At 41.3% G+C, this 21,121-nt stretch carries 16 protein-coding genes; 7 read left to right on the top strand and 9 right to left on the bottom strand.

All coding sequences use genetic code 11. The annotated features are described in order from the left end of the window. The first annotated feature begins 100 nt into the window (after window positions 1–100). The gene (pflB, locus tag EES38_RS08390) at window positions 101–2,377 is read left to right on the top strand and encodes a formate C-acetyltransferase (protein ID WP_124936736.1); all 2,277 of its coding nucleotides are present in this window, start codon (window positions 101–103) and stop codon (window positions 2,375–2,377) included. A gap of 82 nt (window positions 2,378–2,459) precedes the next feature. Here the strand turns inward: pflB and EES38_RS08385 are convergent, their stop codons facing one another. After that, the gene (locus EES38_RS08385; RefSeq protein ID WP_124936735.1) at window positions 2,460–4,340 is read right to left on the bottom strand and encodes a methyl-accepting chemotaxis protein; all 1,881 of its coding nucleotides are present in this window, start codon (window positions 4,338–4,340) and stop codon (window positions 2,460–2,462) included. Window positions 4,341–4,550: 210 nt separating this feature from the next. Here EES38_RS08385 and pflA point away from each other — a divergent pair, with 210 nt between their 5' ends. The 5 genes from pflA (at window position 4,551) to EES38_RS08360 (ending at window position 11,167) form a co-directional block, all read left to right on the top strand. After that, window positions 4,551–5,291 (top strand): pyruvate formate lyase 1-activating protein, encoded by a 741-nt coding sequence (pflA, locus tag EES38_RS08380; RefSeq protein ID WP_124936734.1) that lies wholly within the window; start codon window positions 4,551–4,553, stop codon window positions 5,289–5,291. A 206-nt stretch (window positions 5,292–5,497) separates the two neighbouring features. Next, window positions 5,498–5,998, top strand: a complete 501-nt coding sequence (locus EES38_RS08375; RefSeq protein ID WP_124936733.1) for a YfbU family protein — start codon at window positions 5,498–5,500, stop codon at window positions 5,996–5,998. Window positions 5,999–6,283: 285 nt separating this feature from the next. Beyond that, complete coding sequence (locus EES38_RS08370; protein ID WP_124936732.1) at window positions 6,284–8,218, top strand: PrkA family serine protein kinase; 1,935 nt, start codon at window positions 6,284–6,286, stop codon at window positions 8,216–8,218. A gap of 134 nt (window positions 8,219–8,352) precedes the next feature. Next, entirely contained in the window at window positions 8,353–9,624 is a 1,272-nt protein-coding gene (locus EES38_RS08365) for a YeaH/YhbH family protein (protein ID WP_124936731.1), read from the top strand. A gap of 10 nt (window positions 9,625–9,634) precedes the next feature. Beyond that, window positions 9,635–11,167 carry a SpoVR family protein gene (locus EES38_RS08360; RefSeq protein ID WP_124936730.1) on the top strand — a complete coding sequence of 511 codons (1,533 nt, stop codon included), beginning with the start codon at window positions 9,635–9,637 and terminating at the stop codon, window positions 11,165–11,167. 56 nt (window positions 11,168–11,223) lie between these two features. Here the strand turns inward: EES38_RS08360 and kdsB are convergent, their stop codons facing one another. The 5 genes from kdsB to EES38_RS08335 are packed head-to-tail and all read right to left on the bottom strand — an operon-like array spanning window position 11,224 to window position 17,170. After that, entirely contained in the window at window positions 11,224–11,973 is a 750-nt protein-coding gene (gene kdsB / locus EES38_RS08355; protein WP_124936729.1) for a 3-deoxy-manno-octulosonate cytidylyltransferase, read from the bottom strand. After that, window positions 11,973–12,152: a Trm112 family protein gene (locus EES38_RS08350; RefSeq protein WP_124936728.1), complete on the bottom strand. Its 180-nt coding sequence runs from the start codon at window positions 12,150–12,152 to the stop codon at window positions 11,973–11,975. Before EES38_RS08350 ends, kdsB begins: the two co-directional genes overlap by 1 nt. Next, on the bottom strand, window positions 12,142–13,140 hold the full coding sequence (lpxK, locus tag EES38_RS08345) for a tetraacyldisaccharide 4'-kinase (protein WP_124936727.1): 999 nt from the start codon (window positions 13,138–13,140) through the stop codon (window positions 12,142–12,144). Before lpxK ends, EES38_RS08350 begins: the two co-directional genes overlap by 11 nt. 5 nt (window positions 13,141–13,145) lie before the next feature. Beyond that, window positions 13,146–14,894 carry a lipid A ABC transporter ATP-binding protein/permease MsbA gene (gene msbA, locus EES38_RS08340; protein WP_124936726.1) on the bottom strand — a complete coding sequence of 583 codons (1,749 nt, stop codon included), beginning with the start codon at window positions 14,892–14,894 and terminating at the stop codon, window positions 13,146–13,148. Window positions 14,895–14,926: 32 nt separating this feature from the next. Continuing rightward, window positions 14,927–17,170, bottom strand: coding sequence for a DNA internalization-related competence protein ComEC/Rec2 (locus EES38_RS08335; protein ID WP_124936725.1), 2,244 nt, complete (start codon window positions 17,168–17,170; stop codon window positions 14,927–14,929). 8 nt (window positions 17,171–17,178) lie between these two features. On the opposite strand from EES38_RS08335, the gene EES38_RS08330 reads away from it, so the two are divergent. Beyond that, the gene (locus EES38_RS08330; RefSeq protein ID WP_124936724.1) at window positions 17,179–17,688 is read left to right on the top strand and encodes a DUF2062 domain-containing protein; all 510 of its coding nucleotides are present in this window, start codon (window positions 17,179–17,181) and stop codon (window positions 17,686–17,688) included. A 164-nt stretch (window positions 17,689–17,852) separates the two neighbouring features. Here EES38_RS08330 and lolE read toward each other — a convergent pair whose 3' ends face one another. From lolE to lolC, 3 genes are read right to left on the bottom strand one after another with little or no spacing between them, the layout of a single operon-like run. Continuing rightward, window positions 17,853–19,097 (bottom strand): lipoprotein-releasing ABC transporter permease subunit LolE, encoded by a 1,245-nt coding sequence (lolE, locus tag EES38_RS08325; RefSeq protein WP_124937185.1) that lies wholly within the window; start codon window positions 19,095–19,097, stop codon window positions 17,853–17,855. 9 nt (window positions 19,098–19,106) lie between these two features. Next, complete coding sequence (lolD, locus tag EES38_RS08320) at window positions 19,107–19,784, bottom strand: lipoprotein-releasing ABC transporter ATP-binding protein LolD (protein WP_124936723.1); 678 nt, start codon at window positions 19,782–19,784, stop codon at window positions 19,107–19,109. Then, on the bottom strand, window positions 19,777–20,985 hold the full coding sequence (gene lolC, locus EES38_RS08315) for a lipoprotein-releasing ABC transporter permease subunit LolC (protein ID WP_124936722.1): 1,209 nt from the start codon (window positions 20,983–20,985) through the stop codon (window positions 19,777–19,779). The genes lolD and lolC overlap by 8 nt, the downstream gene beginning before the upstream one ends. Between the last annotated feature and the right edge of the window lie 136 nt (window positions 20,986–21,121).

Below are 21,121 nucleotides of genomic sequence, written 5' to 3'. Positions count from 1 at the left end.
GTTTTTTAAATCAGAGAGTGCACTGTTCCTTACTCACAAGGAATGCTTGCTCAACAGCAACAACAGTGCGTGTTTTTTCTACTAATAAGGTAGGTATGTCATGGCAGAGCAATTTGCTAAAGCTTGGGAAGGTTTTGCTGAAGGTGATTGGCAAAACGAAGTAAACGTTCGCGATTTTATTCAAAAAAACTACACTCCTTATGAAGGCGACGAATCTTTCCTAGTTTCTGAAGGTACTGAAGCGACTAAAACGCTTTGGGCTAAAGTAATGGAAGGTATTAAACAAGAAAACTCTACACACGCTCCTGTAGATTTCGATACTTCTGTTATTTCTACCATCACTGCTCACGATGCAGGTTACATCAATAAAGATCTAGAAAAAATCGTTGGTCTACAAACTGAAGCTCCTCTAAAACGTGCGATCATCCCTAACGGTGGTGTACGTATGATCGAAGGTTCATGCAAAACTTATGGCCGTGAACTGGATCCACAAGTTTCAAAAATCTATCATGAATACCGTAAAACACATAACCAAGGTGTTTTCGACGTATATACTCCAGGAATCCTAGCATGTCGTAAATCCGGCGTTCTGACTGGTCTTCCAGATGCTTACGGCCGTGGTCGTATCATCGGTGACTACCGTCGTATCGCTCTTTACGGTATCGACTACTTGATGAAAGATAAATTCGCTCAATTCACTTCTCTTCAAGAGCAAATGGAAAACGGCGAAGACCTACAAGCAACTATCCAACTACGTGAAGAAGTTGCAGAACAACACCGTGCTCTAGGCCAAATCAAAGAAATGGCTGCGAAATACGGTTGTGACATTTCTCGCCCAGCTGAAACAGCTCAAGAAGCTATTCAATGGACTTACTTCGGTTACCTAGCTGCTGTTAAATCTCAAAACGGTGCAGCTATGTCTCTAGGTCGTACTTCTACATTCCTAGACATCTTTATCCAACGTGATATCGACGCAGGTAAAATTACTGAAGAAGACGCTCAGGAAATGATCGACCACTTCGTAATGAAACTGCGTATGGTTCGTTTCCTACGTACTCCTGAATACGATGACCTATTCTCTGGCGACCCAATCTGGGCAACAGAATCTGTAGGTGGTATGGGTCTTGACGGACGTACTCTAGTTTCTAAAACTAACTTCCGTTTCCTAAACAGCCTATACACAATGGGTCCTTCTCCAGAGCCAAACATCACTGTTCTTTGGTCTGAAAAACTACCTGAAGGCTTCAAACGTTTCTGTGCTAAAGTATCTATCGATACTTCTTCTATCCAGTACGAAAACGATGACCTAATGCGTCCAGACTTCGAATCTGATGACTATGCAATTGCATGTTGTGTATCTCCAATGGTTGTTGGTAAACAAATGCAGTTCTTCGGTGCTCGTGCGAACCTTGCTAAAACTATGCTTTACACTATCAACGGTGGTGTTGATGAAAAATCTAAAGCACAAGTTGGTCCTAAAATGCCTAAAATCACGTCTGAAGTTCTTGACTACGATGAGCTTTGGGACAAGATGGACCACTTCATGGACTGGTTGGCAAAACAATATGTTACAGCATTGAACTGCATCCACTTCATGCATGACAAATACAGCTATGAAGCTTCACTAATGGCTCTACATGACCTACACGTGAAACGTACTATGGCTTGTGGTATCGCTGGCCTATCTGTTGCAGCTGACTCACTATCTGCAATCAAATACGCTAAAGTAACACCAATTCGTGACGAAGACGGCGTAGCGGTAGACTTCAAAATTGAAGGTGACTATCCAAAATTTGGTAACAATGACAATCGCGTTGATGACATTGCATGTCAATTAGTTGAAACTTTCATGAACAAAATCCGTTCATTGAAAACATACCGTGATGCAATCCCAACACAGTCAATCCTTACTATCACTTCTAACGTAGTGTACGGTAAGAAAACTGGTAACACACCTGACGGTCGTCGTGCTGGCGCTCCATTTGGTCCTGGTGCTAACCCAATGCACGGCCGTGATGAAAAAGGTGCAGTTGCTTCATTGACTTCTGTTGGTAAACTACCATTTGCGCACGCAAAAGACGGTATATCTTATACTTTCTCTATCGTACCTAATGCACTTGGTAAGGAAGAAGGTTCACAACGTTCTAACCTTGCTGGCTTGATGGATGGTTATTTCCACCATGAGTCTGGAATCGAAGGTGGTCAACATCTAAATGTTAACGTGTTAAACCGTGAAACTCTTCTTGATGCAGTGAAACATCCTGAGAAATATCCTCAGCTAACAATCCGTGTTTCTGGTTATGCAGTTCGCTTTAACTCGCTAACAGCTGAACAGCAACAAGATGTCATTGCTCGTACTTTTACTGAGTCAATGTAAGCTCGCTGAGTTTATAGCAGTAACAAAAAACCCGCAATTTGCGGGTTTTTTATTGTTTCTGAGTTAAGCAGAACAATCTGACCTAAATAGTGAATTTTTGGCAATCTCTAGATAGCCCCGTAGAACGTTCATCAACTACCTGACTCGTTTTGCGCAGTGCTTCGTTATTTGATTCAAGGTCTTTCATCAGCGTCGATATTTCTGACATGTTGTCAGCCATAGAGTGACTCGTCTGCGCCAATTCTTTTATTGAGGAAACTATGACTTCCGTCTGGTACGTTGCCTCTTTAGCTTTCTCAGTAATTTCGCCCAGAGCCTGACGCGCTTCAAGGCCTTTTTCTTGACCTATCTTAACCGTTCCCTCAGACTGCTCAATATACTGAATCACTTCTCCACTCTCGCGTTTCATCGTTTCAATCGTGTGAGTAATATCGGTTACAGCATCTACTGTCCTTACAGCCAAACTTCTTACTTCATCTGCAACAACAGCAAAACCACGGCCTTGCTCACCAGCTCTTGCTGCCTCGATAGCCGCATTCAAAGCAAGTAAGTTGGTTTGCTCGGCAATACTGTTGATAATCTCCATGACCGAATCAACTTTCGCAGACGCCTCTTCCAACTGCTGAGTATGACTGGTTGCTCGTTGTAAAATACTGCCAACTTCTTCCAAACTTTTAATTGCAGATTCGATTACGATACCACCATTTTCCGCAGCAGTAGTTGATTGTCGGCTGACATCTGAAACAAATTCGAGTGAATTAGATACTTCTTGCGCTGTAACACTCACTTCTTCTGTTGCTGAGGCAAGAATTTCTGTTTGATGCAATACGTTCGACTGAGCTTCGACTAACTGATCCAATCCATTATTTAATGATGCCGAATCTCCTGAAAGCTCTTCACTACTTGATTGAACACGACGAACCAACTTGCCCAAATGTTCACAGGTATCGTTAATCGCTAAGGCTAACTGATTAAACTCGTCATTCTTGTTGTCAGACACAGGAAGTCGTTGAGATAAATCCCCCGAGGATAGCTTATCCAGTACCGTCTTGGTTTGCTTTAACGATTTGGTCAATGAGATGCTGATCATAACAAAGATGAGAACGGTAACTACCGCAAGAATAAAGCATGCGATTAGTACGGACAGCTGAGTTTCACTCGCATCGTTACTGGCTTGAGTCTGATATTGATCACTCATACTAATGAGCTTACCCGAGGCTAACTCAATCGATTTAAGTACACGATTTTGGGCAGACTCCACTTGTGAGGTAGTGTCTTTTAATTGATTGGTGAGCTCTACAGAACGAGAAAACGCTTTTTCTAAAGCATCAAGGTCCTTTTCGTACAAATTCAGCATTGCGTAAGTTTTTGAAATATTAATAAATTGCAGCTTTGCTCTTTTCAGTAACTTTTCGTTCTGCTCTGTTTGTGCTTCTAAATATTTTTGCTGAGATTTGACCATCGCTTGGAATTCACTCACGACAGTGACCATTCCAGTTTCCTGAATTTTATTCTCAATAGCTGCGATGTTAGTTTGAATCTGACCAGTAACACCTTCATCTTTGGTAAAGCCTAATTCCGCCTTCATTTTGAGCCATGGCGTCAGAGCCTTGTTATAGTCATCCATGGCCTGTTCAAAATCCTGCCCTTCTTTGGTAAAACCAAACTGATTGAGAAATTCGACATCTTCTTTGACTTCAGTGCGAACATTCTTAATCATTGCCTCAAAATTGGAAACATTGGTGCTTTTCAATTTGTCAGCTTCTGACCCGATCTGGAGCAACTTGGCCTGAGTCTCAAATAAAGTTCCTGCACCTTGAGAAATAGTTCCACTCTGCTCGTACTGCTTAGTCATGTCTGATAATTTGGACGCAATAAAGGTGGCCATGACAATAAAACCAATACAGAGCAAAACTGTAAAAGCAGTAAGCTTTTGTTTTTGCGATAAGTTTTTAACAAACATCGATTGCTAATCTCCCGAGTTTTATTCTATCTACAACACATAATCCAGTATTTTGGTTGATATATTTATAATTAACATTGTTATAACACAAAAAAAACATAATTTTATCGACTACTAACATTAAATATTGAGGAACTGATTTAACTCAGTGCTACATAAAAGTATTTAATTGTAATAAAATAACCACAAATGAAGTATTGAGATTAAGTTATGTCAACGATAGGTCGTATTCACTCGTTTGAATCTTGTGGCACAGTAGATGGCCCAGGAATTCGTTTCATTGTCTTTATGCAAGGCTGTTTAATGCGTTGTATGTACTGCCATAATAGAGATACTTGGGATGTACATAGCGGCAAAGAGGCCACGGTAGAAGAGATTATTACTGAAGCGAAGTCATACAAACACTTTATGAGAGCTTCTGGTGGAGGTATCACGTGTTCTGGTGGTGAGGCGATGCTACAACCAGAATTTGTCCGTGACTTGTTTACTGCTGCGCACGCAGAAGGTATTCATACATGTTTGGATACGAATGGATATATTCGTAAATATACACCAGTCATCGACGAAGTACTGGATGTAACAGACCTGGTGATGCTTGATATCAAGCAAATGAAAGATGAAATACACCAGAAATTTATCGGGGTATCAAACCGAAGAACCTTAGATTTTGCTAACTATCTTCATCAACGTGGGCAAAATACTTGGATTCGCTACGTTGTCGTTCCAGGCTACACAGATGATGATGAATCTGCTCATATGCTCGGCGAATTTATCAAACCAATGACAAACATTACTAAAGTTGAGCTTCTTCCCTACCACAAACTAGGTGCTCATAAATGGGAAGCTCTTGGCCTTGACTACCCACTTGATGGCGTAAATCCTCCGTCTAAAGAGACCATGGATCGTATCCAAAATATTCTCAGTCAATATCAAGAAAACGTAAAATACTAAGACTACTAGAATGTACAGCAGTTGTTACTGGCTGCTGTATCTTTTATCTCACAAATTAAAATTTCTAACCTGTATCAATTTCTCATTAAAAATCCATTTTTATATGCACAAAAGACGTGTTCAGATCATGTTTCAAGCACGTTGTTGACGATATTCTAACTGCAGAAAATTTACCGATTACTAATGAATATTGATAGGTTGCTACTATGGAAATGACGAATGCTCAACGACTCATTTTATCAAACCAATATTATTTGATGTCTCAGCTCGACCCCGAAAATTCAAAGAAATACAAACGCCTACAAACTATTGTGGAACGTGGTTATGAGCTAAATATGAAAGAAATGAACAAAGACTTTGGTTGCCTTCATGACGACGAATGCAAAGAGATACTCGATATTTTAGAGATGTATCATGCAATGCAAGAGAGTCATAAAAATCTGCCTGCAGAACAACAACTAAACGTTGATGTGCGAAGACTTCAATTCTTAGGTTTCGATCTATCCTCGGAACCTCAGCTCGTTAACTACGTACGCTTCTTAATTGATTCAGAAGGTATGTATAATCAATTTGATAGAGGCGATCACTATTTTAATAGCCAAGTCCCTATGCTCGATAAATATCAACGCATGCTAAAGACTTGGAAAAACTGTCCACGACAATATCATCTTTCTCCATCGGAGTTCGGACAAATCTTTTGTGCTTAGTCTAAACAATGAAGAGATTCTGTGAATCTCTTCATTTTCTTATTTCCTCTCCAGTAGTCTACTATTTACTCAAAATATTATTCCCACAACGAACTATTTATACCGTCGATTCTGTTGTAATAGACCTTCTCACCGCATGCCATTCGGTCATCAAATTGATCGGTTTTTTGTAAATAAACACATATTTTTTAAGCAGAATTGGTAAACAAGGACTAGGCTTAAAGTGTTAACGGTTTGCGTTTAAGCGGTTACATGTCATTTCGACATTTTAGAGGGGAATTAACTATGAGTATTTTTGACCATTTCCGATCTCGCTACGAGGCAGCAAAAGAAGAAGAACTGTCTTTGCAGCAATTTCTTGATCTTTGTAAGGAAGACAAAAGTGCTTATGCCAATGCAGCAGAACGTTTGCTCATGGCTATAGGTAAACCCGAGTTAGTGGATACGTCTAAAGATCCTAGATTGAGTCGTCTATTCTCTAACCGAGTGATTGCTCGCTATGACACCTTCAAAGATTTCTATGGAATGGAAGAGGCCATCGAGCAGATAGTTTCATACTTGAAGCATGCAGCACAAGGATTGGAAGAGAAGAAACAAATTCTTTATTTATTAGGTCCTGTTGGTGGCGGTAAATCGTCCCTAGCAGAGAAACTAAAAGCATTAATGCAACTTATGCCTATTTATGTACTCACAGCGGATGGAGTCAGAAGTCCAGTAAATGACCACCCATTCTGCCTGTTTGACGTTAATGAAGATGGTGAATTGCTGCAAAAAGAATATGGTATCGATAAACGTTACCTCAAAACCATTATGTCTCCGTGGGCAGCAAAACGCCTACATGATTACGGCGGTGATATTTCGAGATTCAAAGTGGTCAAGGTGAGACCATCAATTCTCGATCAACTTGCCATTGCCAAAACAGAACCTGGCGACGAAAACAACCAGGATATCTCTTCCTTGGTTGGTAAAGTCGATATTCGCCAATTAGAGCATTTCTCACAAGACGACCCAGATGCTTATAGCTACTCTGGTGCACTATGCCGTGCAAACCAGGGTCTGATGGAGTTTGTAGAGATGTTCAAAGCACCAATCAAAGTGCTTCACCCATTATTAACAGCAACTCAAGAAGGAAACTATAACGGTACTGAGGGGCTGTCAGCATTACCATTTGAAGGGATGATTCTTGCTCACTCAAACGAATCTGAATGGCAAGCGTTCCGCAATAACAAAAACAATGAAGCGTTCCTTGACCGTGTTTACATCGTGAAAGTGCCTTATTGTTTACGTGTTTCCGAAGAAGTTAAAATTTACCAAAAACTCCTGGATCACAGTGAGCTTTCCAACTCTCCATGTGCACCAAGTACGTTAGAAACTCTGGCTCAATTCAGCGTTCTTTCACGCTTGAAAGCACCAGAAAACTCATCTATTTTCTCCAAAATGCGAGTTTATGATGGTGAAACATTAAAAGATACCGATCCTAAAGCGAAAAGCTATCAGGAGTATCGCGACTATGCGGGTGTGGACGAAGGGATGGCAGGGCTATCAACACGTTTCGCATTTAAGATACTTTCACGTGTATTTAACTTTGACCAAACTGAAGTTGCCGCTAACCCTGTTCATTTGTTCTACGTTATTGAACAACAGATTGAACGTGAACAGTTCCCTCAAGAAACAGCCGAACGCTATCTAGAGTTCTTAAAAGGATACCTAGTTCCTCGATTTGTTGAGTTTATAGGTAAAGAAATTCAGACTGCTTATTTAGAGTCATACTCTGAATACGGACAGAACATCTTCGATAGATACGTAACCTATGCCGACTTCTGGATCCAAGATCAGGAATATCGAGACCCTGAAACAGGACAGTTATTCGATCGTGCTGCTTTGAATAATGAATTGGAGAAAATCGAGAAAACAGCTGGTATTAGTAATCCGAAAGATTTTCGTAATGAAATCGTGAATTTCGTTCTACGTGCGAGAGCGAATAACAACGGTAACAATCCAGTATGGACGAGCTACGAAAAACTGCGTACTGTAATTGAGAAGAAAATGTTCTCAAACACAGAAGAGCTACTACCTGTTATTTCGTTTAATGCCAAAACATCTTCTGATGAGCAGAAAAAACACGACGACTTTGTCGCGCGTATGATGGAAAAAGGCTACACAGAGAAACAAGTCCGACTCTTGTCTGAATGGTATCTTCGTGTACGCAAATCTTCTTAATTCTCATCAATAATCATGATGTTGAATTAATGCACTTCACAAAGAAAGGGGGGGACGTCCTCCCCTATCAAGATTGTTTGGAGTGCGTTTCTGAGTAAGAGTCGATCTCAGAAACAGAATATGAGGGGAATTTCATGGCGCAATTTATTGATAGAAGGCTGAACGGTAAGAATAAAAGCGCGGTAAACCGCCAGCGTTTCTTACGTCGCCATAAACAAAAAATAAAAGAGTCGGTCGCAGATGCCGTCAATCGCCGTTCAATCACAAATACTGAAACTGGCGAAGAGGTTTCAATTCCTAAACGCGATATTAGCGAACCTATTTTTCATCAGGGCAAAGGTGGCTTTAAAGAGCGAGTACACCCTGGTAATGATCAATTCATAACTGGTGATAAGATTGACCGCCCTCAGGGTGGTGGAGGTCAAGGCGGCGGTTCTGGTGAAGGTGATGCAAGTCAAGACGGGGAAGGCTCAGATGATTTCGTATTTGAAATTTCAAAAGACGAATATCTGGACATACTCTTCGAAGATTTAGCTTTGCCTAATCTAGAAAAACGCCAAATCAATCGTATCACCGAATGGAAAACGCATAGAGCTGGTTATCAAACCGCGGGTATGCCTTCCAACATTTCCGTTGTTCGTTCTCTGCAGCAATCTCTTGCACGAAGAACAGCCATGACGGCTGGGAAACGCAGGCTCGTTAGCGAACTTGAAGCTGAGCTTGAACGTATCGCGAAATGTGAGCCACCAGAGTTACTGGAGGAAAGGCGACTCAAAGAAGAGATCGAAGAGCTACGCAGTAAAATTGGCAGTGTGCCATTTATTGACACATTCGATTTAAGATATAAGAACTACGAAAAACGCCCTATCCCTTCAAGTCAGGCAGTAATGTTTTGTCTGATGGACGTGTCAGGTTCAATGGATCAGGCAACTAAGGATATCGCAAAACGCTTTTATGTATTGTTGTATCTGTTCTTAACCAGAACTTACAAAAACGTAGAAGTGGTCTTTATTCGTCACCATACCCAAGCAAAAGAGGTGGATGAGCACGAGTTTTTCTACTCACAGGAAACCGGTGGAACCATTGTTTCCAGTGCCCTCAAATTAATGAAAGAAATTGTTGAAGACCGTTATCCAGTCGATCAGTGGAACATTTATGGTGCACAAGCATCGGACGGAGATAACTGGGCAGATGACTCCCCTAGATGTCGGTCATTGCTTACTGACGATATTCTTCCGAGATGCCAATATTATGCCTACATCGAGATAACTCGTCGTTCGCATCAGACATTGTGGCATGAATACCAAAAACTCGAGTCTCTAGATAACTTCGACATGAAAAATATCCAGTCTGTGGACGATATATTCCCTGTATTCAGGGAGTTGTTCCACAAAGAAACTGTTTAAGGGGGACGCAATGGCGACAAAAACGAAAGAAGCTGCTCCAAAGAATAAGAGTAAAATGCTCCCGGATGGTCCTGACTGGACGTTCGAGTTACTCGATCAATATCATACTGAAATAAGACGTGTAGCTGAGCATTACAAGCTGGATTTTTATCCAAACCAGATCGAAATTATCACATCAGAGCAAATGATGGACGCATACTCAAGTATTGGTATGCCTATCAACTATAACCATTGGTCATTTGGAAAGAAATTCATCCAGACGGAGCAAGGATACCGTCACGGTCAAATGGGTTTAGCTTACGAGATTGTTATTAACTCAGACCCCTGTATCGCCTACCTCATGGAGGAGAATACAATTACGATGCAGGCGTTAGTTATGGCACATGCTTGCTACGGACATAATTCTTTCTTCAAAGGTAATTATTTATTCCAAACTTGGACCGATGCCAGTTCGATAATAGATTATCTTCTTTTTGCCAAAAACTATATTTCAAAATGTGAAGAGAAATATGGGGTTAAAGAGGTCGAGGAGATATTGGACTCATGTCATGCCCTGATGAACTACGGTGTTGATAGATATAAAAGGCCTGAAAAGATCTCGATTGCAGAAGAAAAAGCGCGACAAGAAGAGCGTGAAGCTTATCTGCAGTCACAAATAAATGATCTGTGGAAAACACTTCCCAAGGTTAAGGAGAGGGAAGAAGACCAACAATTCCGGTTCCCGAGTGAACCTCAAGAAAACATTCTTTATTTTATCGAAAAACATGCCCCATTACTTGAGTCTTGGCAGCGGGAGATTGTTCGAATCGTTCGAAAAGTTAGCCAATACTTTTATCCGCAAAAGCAGACACAGGTGATGAACGAAGGCTGGGCAACTTTCTGGCACTACACAATACTTAATCATATGTATGATGAAGGACTAGTCTCAGATAAGTTTATCCTTGAATTTCTACACAGTCATACAAGTGTAGTCGCTCAACCGTCCTATAATAGCCCCTACTATAGTGGTATAAACCCCTATGCTCTTGGGTTTGCTATGTTCCGAGATATTCGTAGAATTTGTGAAGAGCCAACAGATGAGGATAAAGAGTGGTTCCCTGAGTTAGCTGGAAGTGATTGGCTAGAAGCAGTTCACTTTGCTATGCATAATTTCAAAGATGAAAGTTTTATAAGCCAATATCTTTCCCCGAAACTTATGCGTGATTTTAAGCTCTTTTCAATCTGTGATGATGATGTTAAAAACTACATAGAAGTCAGCGCAATACACGATGAGATGGGGTATAGAAAAATCAGAGAAAAACTTGCAGCGCAATATAATCTGAGTAATTTAGAGCCGAATATCCAAGTGTATAACGTTAACGTTCGTGGAGACCGTTCGCTAACATTGCAATATGTTCCTCATAACAGAGTTCCATTGGACCCAAGCTATAAAGAAGTATTGAAACACATGCACCGACTATGGGGCTTTGATGTAATTTTACAGGAAAAAATGGAAACGGGACGTTCTGAAATTCTCGCAACCTGCCCTTCAAAGCATGATTAAAGGCATGAACAATTGAGCCAGAAAAAAGGAGCAGATGCTCCTTTTTTATTCTGATGCTATTTGTTCTTAGCGACGTACTGGCGAACTGCTTCTAAATCGGCAGGTGTATCCACACCGGCTGGAGGCGCAATTTCGGCTATATCAACGTGTATTTTCTCACCGTGCCAGAGAACCCGAAGCTGTTCCAAACTTTCGATTTTCTCAATCGGACTTACCGGCATATTTAAATATTGTCCGATAAATCCCGCTCTGTAAGCATATATGCCGATGTGTCTCTTAAGAGGATGAACCACTTCATGCGCAGCGAAATGCTCTCTATCCCAAGGAATTGATGCCCGACTAAAATAAATTGCGTATCCGTCTTTGTCAGTGACTACTTTTACTGCATTCGGATTAAAAACTTCGTCCGTATCCTGTATTTCCACCGCCAAAGTCGCCATTGGCGCAGTACTATTTGCCAAGTTATTCGCGACCTGACGAATAATTTTAGGTGGTATCAATGGTTCATCGCCTTGAACATTAACAATAATGTGACTCTCTGGAATCCCCATTTTATGAACAACTTCCGCTAAACGCTCAGTCCCTGATTCATGTGTAGTTGCAGTCATGCATACCTGACCACCAAACGCTTCAACTGCTGCACGAACCCTTTCATCGTCAGTCGCAATGATGACATCATCAGCACCCGACTGAACTGCCTGCTCATAAACCCATTGAATCATCGGCTTATTATCTATCAATTCCAACGGTTTACCTGGCAATCGACTTGATTGATATCTAGCAGGAATGACAACAGAAAAAGACATTATCGTCCCTCATCCATAGACATGCTTCTTGCTTCCGGCTCTAATAAAACGGGAATCCCTTCCTTAATCGGATAAGCTAAACGGTCAAATTTACAAATCAGCTCCTGACGTTCTTTGTCATAGGTTAACTTACCTTTACAAACGGGACATGCCACAATCTCTAATAGTCTATGATCCATAACTTGCAATGACCTCTTCAATTCTTTTCGTTATTTGTTCTGCTTCCTCAGAACTAAATTGAGCACTCACGGGTAAATACCACCAGTTAGCTCTAGCAAGCTGTTTACATTTTACTGCATCTTTTTCTGTCATGATAATATCACCATCATGCTCTGCAAAAGGCTTTAATGTTTGTTCGTCGAAATCCTGATGATCAGCAAAAGATACCGTTTCGACCGGGTTGGCACCCAATTGGTTTAGTGTAGAGAAAAAACGTGGGGGATGCCCGATACCAGCGAACGCCTTTAGGTTTTGCAGCTGAGACACCGATTTTTTTTCACCATTAACAAGGTTGATAGCGAGTTCAGGTACGAGAATCATCGATAACTCACCCTCATCAGCCACTCCACCATTATTAATAACGAAATCAACCGATGACAGCCTGTCTAGCCCTTCTCTCAGTGGACCTTGCGGTATGAACTTTCGGTTTCCAAAACGTCGCTTACCATCTACAACGACAAACTCGATATCTCTATCCAGAGCATAATGCTGTAAACCATCATCAGAGATGATCACATCGACTGACTCGAGTAAAAGCTGTTTAACTGCCTCAGAACGAACAGGATCGACCGAGACTGGCACCCCTGTTCTACTTGCTATTAACTTTGGCTCATCGCCACATTGGTTAGCGTTAATTTGATCGGTCACATTCAAAGGATACGTGTCAGACTTACCACCATAACCTCGAGAAACGACGCCGGGTTTAAATCCCATCTCTTTTAAACGTTCAACAAGCCATATCACTACTGGTGTCTTCCCATTCCCACCAGCAGTAATGTTGCCAACGATGATAATAGGAACAGGACTCTTGTAACGACTTTTCATTCCTGAGAGGTAAGCATTTCGGCGTCGCTCACTAATCATTTTATAAAGCTTACCTAACGGAAGCAGTATGGGATATAGAAAAAAACCTAATAATGAACGCTCGTACCAAAGTTTTTCTATCACGCGAACTACTCACCAAATTGAATTTTATAAAGCTGTGAGTACGGCCCATCATGAGAAACTAACTCATTGTGAGTTCCTCTTTCAACCACCTCACCTTCATCGATGACCAAAATTTCGTCCGCTTTTTCAATGGTTGAAAGACGGTGCGCTATCACTAGCACCGTTTTATCCTTTTGTAGCTCATCTAAAGCAGCCTGAATAGCTCGCTCAGATTCGGTGTCTAACGCTGAGGTTGCTTCATCCAAAATGAGAATAGAGGCATTACGAAGTAATGCTCGGGCAATAGCAATTCGTTGACGTTGCCCACCAGATAAACTCGCACCATTTTCACCAATCAATGTATCGAGGCCATCAGGCATACGTTCTATAAAATCCATTGCGTGAGCGAGCTTCGCCGCCTTTTCAATTTCCTCTCGAGAATAGGTCTCGGTAGCGGCATACGCGATATTGTTTGCTATGGTATCGTTGAATAGATGCACATTTTGCGAAACAAGGGCAAAGTGACTTCGTAAGTTCGAGAGTCGATACTCCTGAATATTATGTCCATCTAACTTAATCACGCCACTATCAACGTCGTAAAAACGAGTAAACAAATTCGCTATGGTACTTTTACCTGACCCCGAACGTCCCACTAACGCAAGCGTTTTTCCTTTAGGCAACTCAAAGGACACATTATTCAGAGCGGGCTTTTCCTTTCCTGAATACGTAAACGTAACGTTTTCGACACTGATATCACCCTGAATGTCGTCTTTCTTCAGAGTTCCTGTATCTTTTTCGGTTTCTAAGTCCATCAAATCAAACAAAGTTTGACTTGCAGCCATACCACGTTGGAAATCAGACGTAACACTTGTTAGACCTTTTAATGGCCTCATCAGTCCAAACATCGCAGAAAAGACAACCGTAAATGTACCTGCAGTCAGTTGGTCTCGAATGGAATCAACACTGGCAAGAAACAGAACCGTGACAACCGCTATAGAAGCGATCATCTGAATCACAGGGTTAGCAATTGACTGAGCCGCAACGAGTTTCATCGTTTGCTGCCTCATACGATTACTCACCGAATCAAACCGCGCACGTTCAACGGAGTGTCCTCCATAACTCAATACGACTTTATGTCCTTTTAGCATCTGTTCCGCAGAGGAACTTACTTCGCCCATTGCCGATTGCATATTCTTGGAGATATGACGAAAACGTTTTGATACCACACGAATAGCGTAAGCAACCAGAGGAGCGACTACAAGTAATACCAGTGACAACTGCCAGCTGTTCCAAAACATTAGGAATAGTAGACCAATGATACTCGCCCCTTCCCTAACAATACTAACCAGAGCTCGGCTCGTCGCGCCTGCTACCTGCTCAGAGTCGTACGTGATACGAGATAACAACCCTCCAGTGGATTCTTTATCAAAGAAACTGACGGGCATATGCATGAATTTATTAAATACGTTGCGCCGCATTCGCATAACGACATGACCAGACACCCAGCTCAGGCAATAACTGGATACGAAGCCACTTGAACCACGGAGAAATATCATTCCGAGAATAATAAAAGGAAGCGTTCGAAGAAAAGTTGAATCAGCCGATCCAAAACCCTCATCAAGAAGTGGCTTGAGCAATGACACCATATAAGTGTCAGCAGAAGCATTAAGAATCAACGCAATAGTAGCGACAATTAGACCCGACTTATAATCACGAATGTAGGTCCATAGACGCTTAAACGTAGTCCAGGTAGTTTGATCCGTCTCGTTAGACATATATTATCGAATTCTCTTTTTTAATTGAGGCGTTATTCTACCTTTTTACGTAGCATCTGCCTATACCATGGTTGGACAGACATTGAGCGAGAAGTTCCGATTTCATAACCATCTGAATAAAAAGTGATATCAATTGATCCCGACATCCCTGTATCCATCCATTTTACGTTTTCTAGGGCGTAACTTTTCGTCGTCTCTGCAGATGGAAATCCCCAGAAGTTATTGTAAGCCAGATTTGCAATCGCTAATTCGGGTTCAACCAACTCAATGAAGTCTCTCGAAGACGATGTTTTACTCCCGTGATGGGGTACGATCATAACATCAGATTTAACGCGCCTCTTTGAATGAACGAGTGTCCACTCCTCTATTTTAGAAATATCGCCAGTTAACAACACAGAATTCCCGTAAGCATCACTGACTCTAATGACACAAGAATCTTTGTTTCGAGGATTTGCTACGAGGGTAGTTGGCCAAACAACATCAAATGTGAGGCCAAACCATAAAAAAGTATTACCTTGAACACACGGGCGTTGTTCTTGTGTTGATCGGCTCGTCATTAGCCAGTCAGGTTGCCATTCAGATAGAATATCTTTTTCACCGCCTGAGTGATCATTATCATTATGACTGATAATAAAACCATCAAGTTTCTTGGCTCCTCGATAGGTTAATACAGGAGATATAACAGATTCTGCAATGCTACCGCCTTGCCAACTTTTCCCTGTGTCATAAAGGATATAATGACCAAACCGCTCGATAAGCAACGAACTTCCTTGCCCCACATCAAGCACGGTCACCTTCCATACATCTTGTCGTTGAGTATCAACCATCAGTAAAGAAAATACACAGCAGATACTCCACAGTATTATTTTAGGTCCCAATACCCTACGAACCATAAGCAATATAACGATTGCAGCTGTAAATAAGACCAGTGAACCAGATACGGCAATCCAACCAACATCTGCATCTCGGGTTAACCAAGGGCCGATGCTCAATAACCTATCCCAACTTATCCACATCCAATTTGCCATATCTGGCACAAGCACACTGGTTCCCAATAACAAAAATAATAAGGGAATGATCGCCAAAGTATAAAGTGGGATAAGAAGGCTGTTATAAATAGGAGAAAATAAGCTAACACCACCAAAGAAAAAACCTGATATTGGCAGAATAGCGATACTTAGCAATCCATTGAGCAATATGATCCGACCCCAGTGGTTTTTTATATCCGGCATCCACTGTTTTTGAGTAAAGACAACCGCCACAGCTCCGAAAGACAACCAAAAACCTGAAGATAGGAAAGCAAAAGAATCGATGACTAAGACAAATGATAATGTGATGAGCAGTCGAGTCGTAAGAGAAATTTTAACTCGAAATATCAGTATACCAATGTTGACTGATACCATAATGAGAGCTCTTATTGTCGATATACTGAAGCCAGCTAACCATGCATATCCGAGCGCCATTAATGCACCAAAAATAATAGGTATCCATAAAGTGAGGTTACCTGCTCGAACAAATAATTTGCCAAATCCAAAGCCGATCAAGTAAGCGATTCCGATGTGCAGACCAGATATCGCAATTAAATGTGCAATTCCAGCAGACTTTAATGATGTCCATTGCTGCTGAGTGAGATTGGTTCGGTCAGAAAAACTAATGGCATTCGCAAGTGCCTTATTACTGAGTTTAGAGGTTTGACGAGTAAAACAGTCATATAACCATTGACGCAACGAATAGTGACTTTCAATATCTCGATTGAGTTCCTTTACCACAAAGACTTTTGCTAATACTGAATGAGAAAAATAGTAACTTTCAGCATCAAATCCAGTCTCATTTTTTAGACCCACAATGGGTTTGATCTTAGCGGAAAATGAAGCTGTTTGATCCAGTGCTATCATACTCTGAGAGTATAACAAGACCTTAGGTCTCAACCCCACTGGGAATCGGTGTCTATTTACCTGATGTACCTCAAAGATGCCCCTAAAACCAAAGTTATTTTGTTTAAAAAAGCTGCCAGCTTTACCATTTATGATAATATTCTGCCCATTACTGGTAAGGTGTTCGTGTTGGTACTCAATGATATTTCCCTTTGCAATAATAATGATTAGTGCGACACTTATCCCAGATATCCAGTGAAACTGGAAAAATGTCATATTAACGAAGACAAGCAGGCAAATAATAACAATCCATTCTTTAGATGGCATCATGGTCCAATAAGGTATGGTGAAGAACGTCATGCAAAAAGAACTGAGTCTCCAAAAGTTCTTAATAAGAGTCATAATTTCAGATGCCTAGAAAATTTATTAAACGTTTCATGCCAGATCGTGAGTTGATTAAAAAGCAAAAAGCTCTCAGGGTTTTTGGCAGCCTTTTATATAACCCAAATCTGTGGTGCTTAAATCGGCGTTCCGCAGCGGGCGCATTCGCTATCGGTCTGTTTATTGCTTTTGTTCCATTACCTAGCCAGATGATCATGGCTGCAGGAATGGCCGTTCTGTGCGGAGTGAACTTACCTTTATCTATCGCTTTAGTTTGGGTAAGTAACCCAATAACGATGCCCGTTCTTTTTTACTTCGCATATAAGCTCGGGGCTTGGGTTCTCAATGAGCCCCCGGTCCACTTTCACTTTGAACTCACTTGGCAGTTTCTTTGTGATCAAATGTCGACAATTGCGATTCCACTCTTTGTTGGATGTATGATTTGTGGTGCTGTATGCGCGATTATCGGGTACTTTGGTATTCATGGGCTTTGGCGTTACTCTGTTGTGAGAAGCTGGCAGAAACGTCAATTACGCTAGAAATGATGGATAGGATAAGAGCAAGTCGAGTTTCAGTCGTGAAGTGCATTTGCGACTTCGACCGAACAAGAACAAAAATATGCAAGCAATAAGATATTTCAGTAGAGAAGAGCCTTAGATCGCAAAGTCTAAGGCTTTTTTAATGAGGTTTTAAGAAGCGATGGTTACTTACTAGATAACACTCTCGCAGGATTGAGTTGGCTTGCTTTGGACGCAGGATACAGTGTGGCCAGAATACTCAGTAAAATCGCAGTGCCAGAGACAACTGAAATATCGACTAAATGAACTTCGGATGGCAAAAAGTCAACGAAGTAAATATCACCAGATAAGAACTTATGTCCAACAATAAACTCTACGCCACGAATAATCGTTGTTAAGTTAAGTGCAACGACAACGCCAATGGTCGCTCCGGCAATCGAACCAATTGCCCCAGACATGACTCCCTGCCAGACAAAAATCTTTTTAATCAACATGTCGCTGGCTCCCATCGTACGTAAAATCGCTATCTCAGAAGAACGATCTTTGACGGCCATCATAAGAGTCGAAACGATATTAAAAGATGCGACACCGATGACTAAAAACATAACTAAATACAAAATAGTCCTAACCATTTGAATATCGTGATATAGATAGCCGTATTGCTGCTGCCAGTTTTTTAGATAAACATATGTTTCTAGGCGATTACCGAGATCTCTAACAATAGAAGAGGCATTAAATACATTATCAACCTTCAACTCTACACCGGTGACCGCTGCACCTATCCGGGTATAGGCCTGAGCATCAGACAAAGGTAATATCGCCATATTGTGGTCGATTTGCCCACTTAATACTAATAATCCAACTACTTTTAGACGAACTCTGCGCGGAGACTGCAACTTCCCCGACTCATTGTCTTGCGGAATCATCAATGTCATAAAATCACCAACATTGATGCCTAACTTATCCGCAACACCTTTACCAATAATGATAGAGTTCTTACCGGGCTGAAGATTTTTCCAATCATTACCGGCAACAAATTTATATAAGTCAGAGACCGATTCGCTTTTTTCTAAATCGACCCCCCTGACTTCGATCGCTTTCAGTTTATCTGCTTTTTCAGCCAAACCAGTAAATCTAACGTAGGGCGCACTCGCAACAACATGAGAATCTTTTGCAGCTAAATCAATTATGGGCTGCCATTGTTGAATAGGCCCTTTTACACCTTCAAACTCTCCATGAGGGATGACAGCAAGAACTCTTTTTTCTAATTCGGATTGAAAGCCATTCATTGCAGATAAGCCAATAATGATAACTGCAACGCCAAAGGCAATACCTAGAGTAGAAGAAATTGAGATAAAGGAAACGAGCTTATTGCGCTTCCGAGATCGGCTAAAGCGACGACCAATAGTTAACGCTAGCGAATCAAACATCATGACCTCCTAAGCCAATTCGCCATCTTGCATTAAGACTTTACGATCCATCTTATCTGCAAGTTCGTTATCATGCGTAACAATTAAGAATGCTGTTCCAGAATTTCGGTTGAGATCGCGCATGAGGTCATAAATCGCTAGCGCTGTTTTATGATCAAGATTACCAGTCGGCTCGTCAGCCAAAACAACTTTCGGGTTATTAATGATAGAGCGAGCGATAGCAACCCTTTGTCTTTCACCTCCAGATAACTCACTAGGACGATGCTCTCCACGGTGAGTTAACCCAACGAGTTCAAGTAACTCTTTCGCTTTAGACTGGGCCTCTTTCGGTTTTTTGCCCGCAATCATCATAGGCATCGCTACATTTTCTATGGCGGAAAAATCAGTAAGCAAATGGTGAAACTGATAGATAAAACCGATGTGTTCATTTCTCAATTTAGCCTGCTGACCAGATTTCATCTCGGTTAATGATTTCCCCATCAAAAACACATCGCCTGATGTTGGGGTATCCAGCGCACCCAATATATGCAATAGCGTACTTTTACCCGATCCAGAACTACCGACAATTGAAACGAGCTCTCTTTCATCGAGCGAAAAGTTAACGCCTTTCAATACACTCGTTGTCAGGCTGCCTTCCTGATAGTTTTTAACTAAGTTATTACAGTTTAGAAGGTAACGACTACTCATAACGTAATGCCTCTGCAGGTTTAACTGTGGATGCTCGATAAGATGGGTACAATGTGGCGACAACACTTAATAAAATGGTCAAAACTTCAACCACAAAGATCTGAACTGGATTCACCAATATGGGTAATTCACCGCCAAAACTCAGTAAATCAGCACCAACAAACATTAAAATAGGGTTAAGATTCAGGGCTACAATCACTCCTAGCAGACCACCAACAATCGCGCCGACAACACCACTGCTTGCACCCTGAACCATAAAAATCGATTGAATCTGATAGTTCGTCATACCCTGAGTTTTTAAAATAGCGACTTCAGACTGCTTTTCCATTACGACCATGATAAGCGCAGATATGATATTGAAGGCTGCGATAGCAATAATCAGCCCCAACATCAGCCCCATCATATTTTTCTCCATACTAACTGCTTGGAATAATTCTCCACGCTGATCTCGCCAATCGGTCCAATGCCAACCATCGGGTTGCTGTTGATTCGAATATGATGAGATGTCAAAAGGGTCATGAAAATACAGACGCCAGCCTGACACTTGGTTCTCTTTCAGACGCAGTAGCTTTTGGGCGTCACTCATATTGACATACATAATCTGCGCATCAACATCAGAACCCGTATTAAACAGACCAGCTATTTCAAAATTACGTTGACTAGGGATGCGTCCAAGTGGGGTGAAAACGCTGGCATCAGTCACAATAAGTCGAACAGTATCGCCAACGGAAACATTGAGTTGCCGAGCCAAACGATACCCCAACACAACCCGATACTTTCCTGCCTCAAGATTTTTCAGCGAACCTGCTATCATATATTGCTGAACCGAATCATCTTTTTTTGGGTCAACACCTAACATATACCCAGCAGAGAGTTCTTCCGGACTTTGAATTACCGCTTCACCGCGCACTATCGGTGTAGGCTGCTTTGCAACTGACCATTTTGCATACTGCTCTGGAAGAGATTTGGAAAGATCAGTTTTACCGTCAACTTGAGTGACAACAGCCTGAGGCAAAACACCAAGGATTCTTTGTTTGAGCTGGGCTTCAAACCCATTCATAACAGAAAGTACTGTTATCAATGAGAGCACACCAATCGTGATTCCAGCAGTCGACATGTAAGAAACGAACCGACTGAACTTGTCAGTGGATTGCCCTTTGAGGTATCTCAACCCGATAAAAATAGATAGTGGATGATACATGTTTCTAAACAGCTTTAATTATGTGACCTGTACTTTAACGGTTAAATCTAGCAGGTTGTAGCTTTAATTTGGCAAATCCTTGTAAATTCTTAGAGATACCTTGATAAGTTATACTTTTTATTGATAATCACTAAAA

It is taken from the genome of Vibrio viridaestus, from assembly GCF_003856525.1.
GTDB lineage: Bacteria > Pseudomonadota > Gammaproteobacteria > Enterobacterales > Vibrionaceae > Vibrio > Vibrio viridaestus.
Note: the sequence above shows the minus strand (reverse complement) of the source record. Positions and strands in the feature narration are given on the sequence as shown.

Coding starts and splice junctions, on each gene's coding strand:
- pflB (WP_124936736.1), top strand. CDS start 101: ATGGCAGAGCAATTTGCTAAAGCTTGGGAAGGTTTTGCTGAAGGTGAT.
- EES38_RS08385 (WP_124936735.1), bottom strand. CDS start 4,340: ATGTTTGTTAAAAACTTATCGCAAAAACAAAAGCTTACTGCTTTTACA.
- pflA (WP_124936734.1), top strand. CDS start 4,551: ATGTCAACGATAGGTCGTATTCACTCGTTTGAATCTTGTGGCACAGTA.
- EES38_RS08375 (WP_124936733.1), top strand. CDS start 5,498: ATGGAAATGACGAATGCTCAACGACTCATTTTATCAAACCAATATTAT.
- EES38_RS08370 (WP_124936732.1), top strand. CDS start 6,284: ATGAGTATTTTTGACCATTTCCGATCTCGCTACGAGGCAGCAAAAGAA.
- EES38_RS08365 (WP_124936731.1), top strand. CDS start 8,353: ATGGCGCAATTTATTGATAGAAGGCTGAACGGTAAGAATAAAAGCGCG.
- EES38_RS08360 (WP_124936730.1), top strand. CDS start 9,635: ATGGCGACAAAAACGAAAGAAGCTGCTCCAAAGAATAAGAGTAAAATG.
- kdsB (WP_124936729.1), bottom strand. CDS start 11,973: ATGTCTTTTTCTGTTGTCATTCCTGCTAGATATCAATCAAGTCGATTG.
- EES38_RS08350 (WP_124936728.1), bottom strand. CDS start 12,152: ATGGATCATAGACTATTAGAGATTGTGGCATGTCCCGTTTGTAAAGGT.
- msbA (WP_124936726.1), bottom strand. CDS start 14,894: ATGTCTAACGAGACGGATCAAACTACCTGGACTACGTTTAAGCGTCTA.
- EES38_RS08335 (WP_124936725.1), bottom strand. CDS start 17,170: ATGACTCTTATTAAGAACTTTTGGAGACTCAGTTCTTTTTGCATGACG.
- EES38_RS08330 (WP_124936724.1), top strand. CDS start 17,179: ATGCCTAGAAAATTTATTAAACGTTTCATGCCAGATCGTGAGTTGATT.
- lolE (WP_124937185.1), bottom strand. CDS start 19,097: ATGTTTGATTCGCTAGCGTTAACTATTGGTCGTCGCTTTAGCCGATCT.
- lolD (WP_124936723.1), bottom strand. CDS start 19,784: ATGAGTAGTCGTTACCTTCTAAACTGTAATAACTTAGTTAAAAACTAT.
- lolC (WP_124936722.1), bottom strand. CDS start 20,985: ATGTATCATCCACTATCTATTTTTATCGGGTTGAGATACCTCAAAGGG.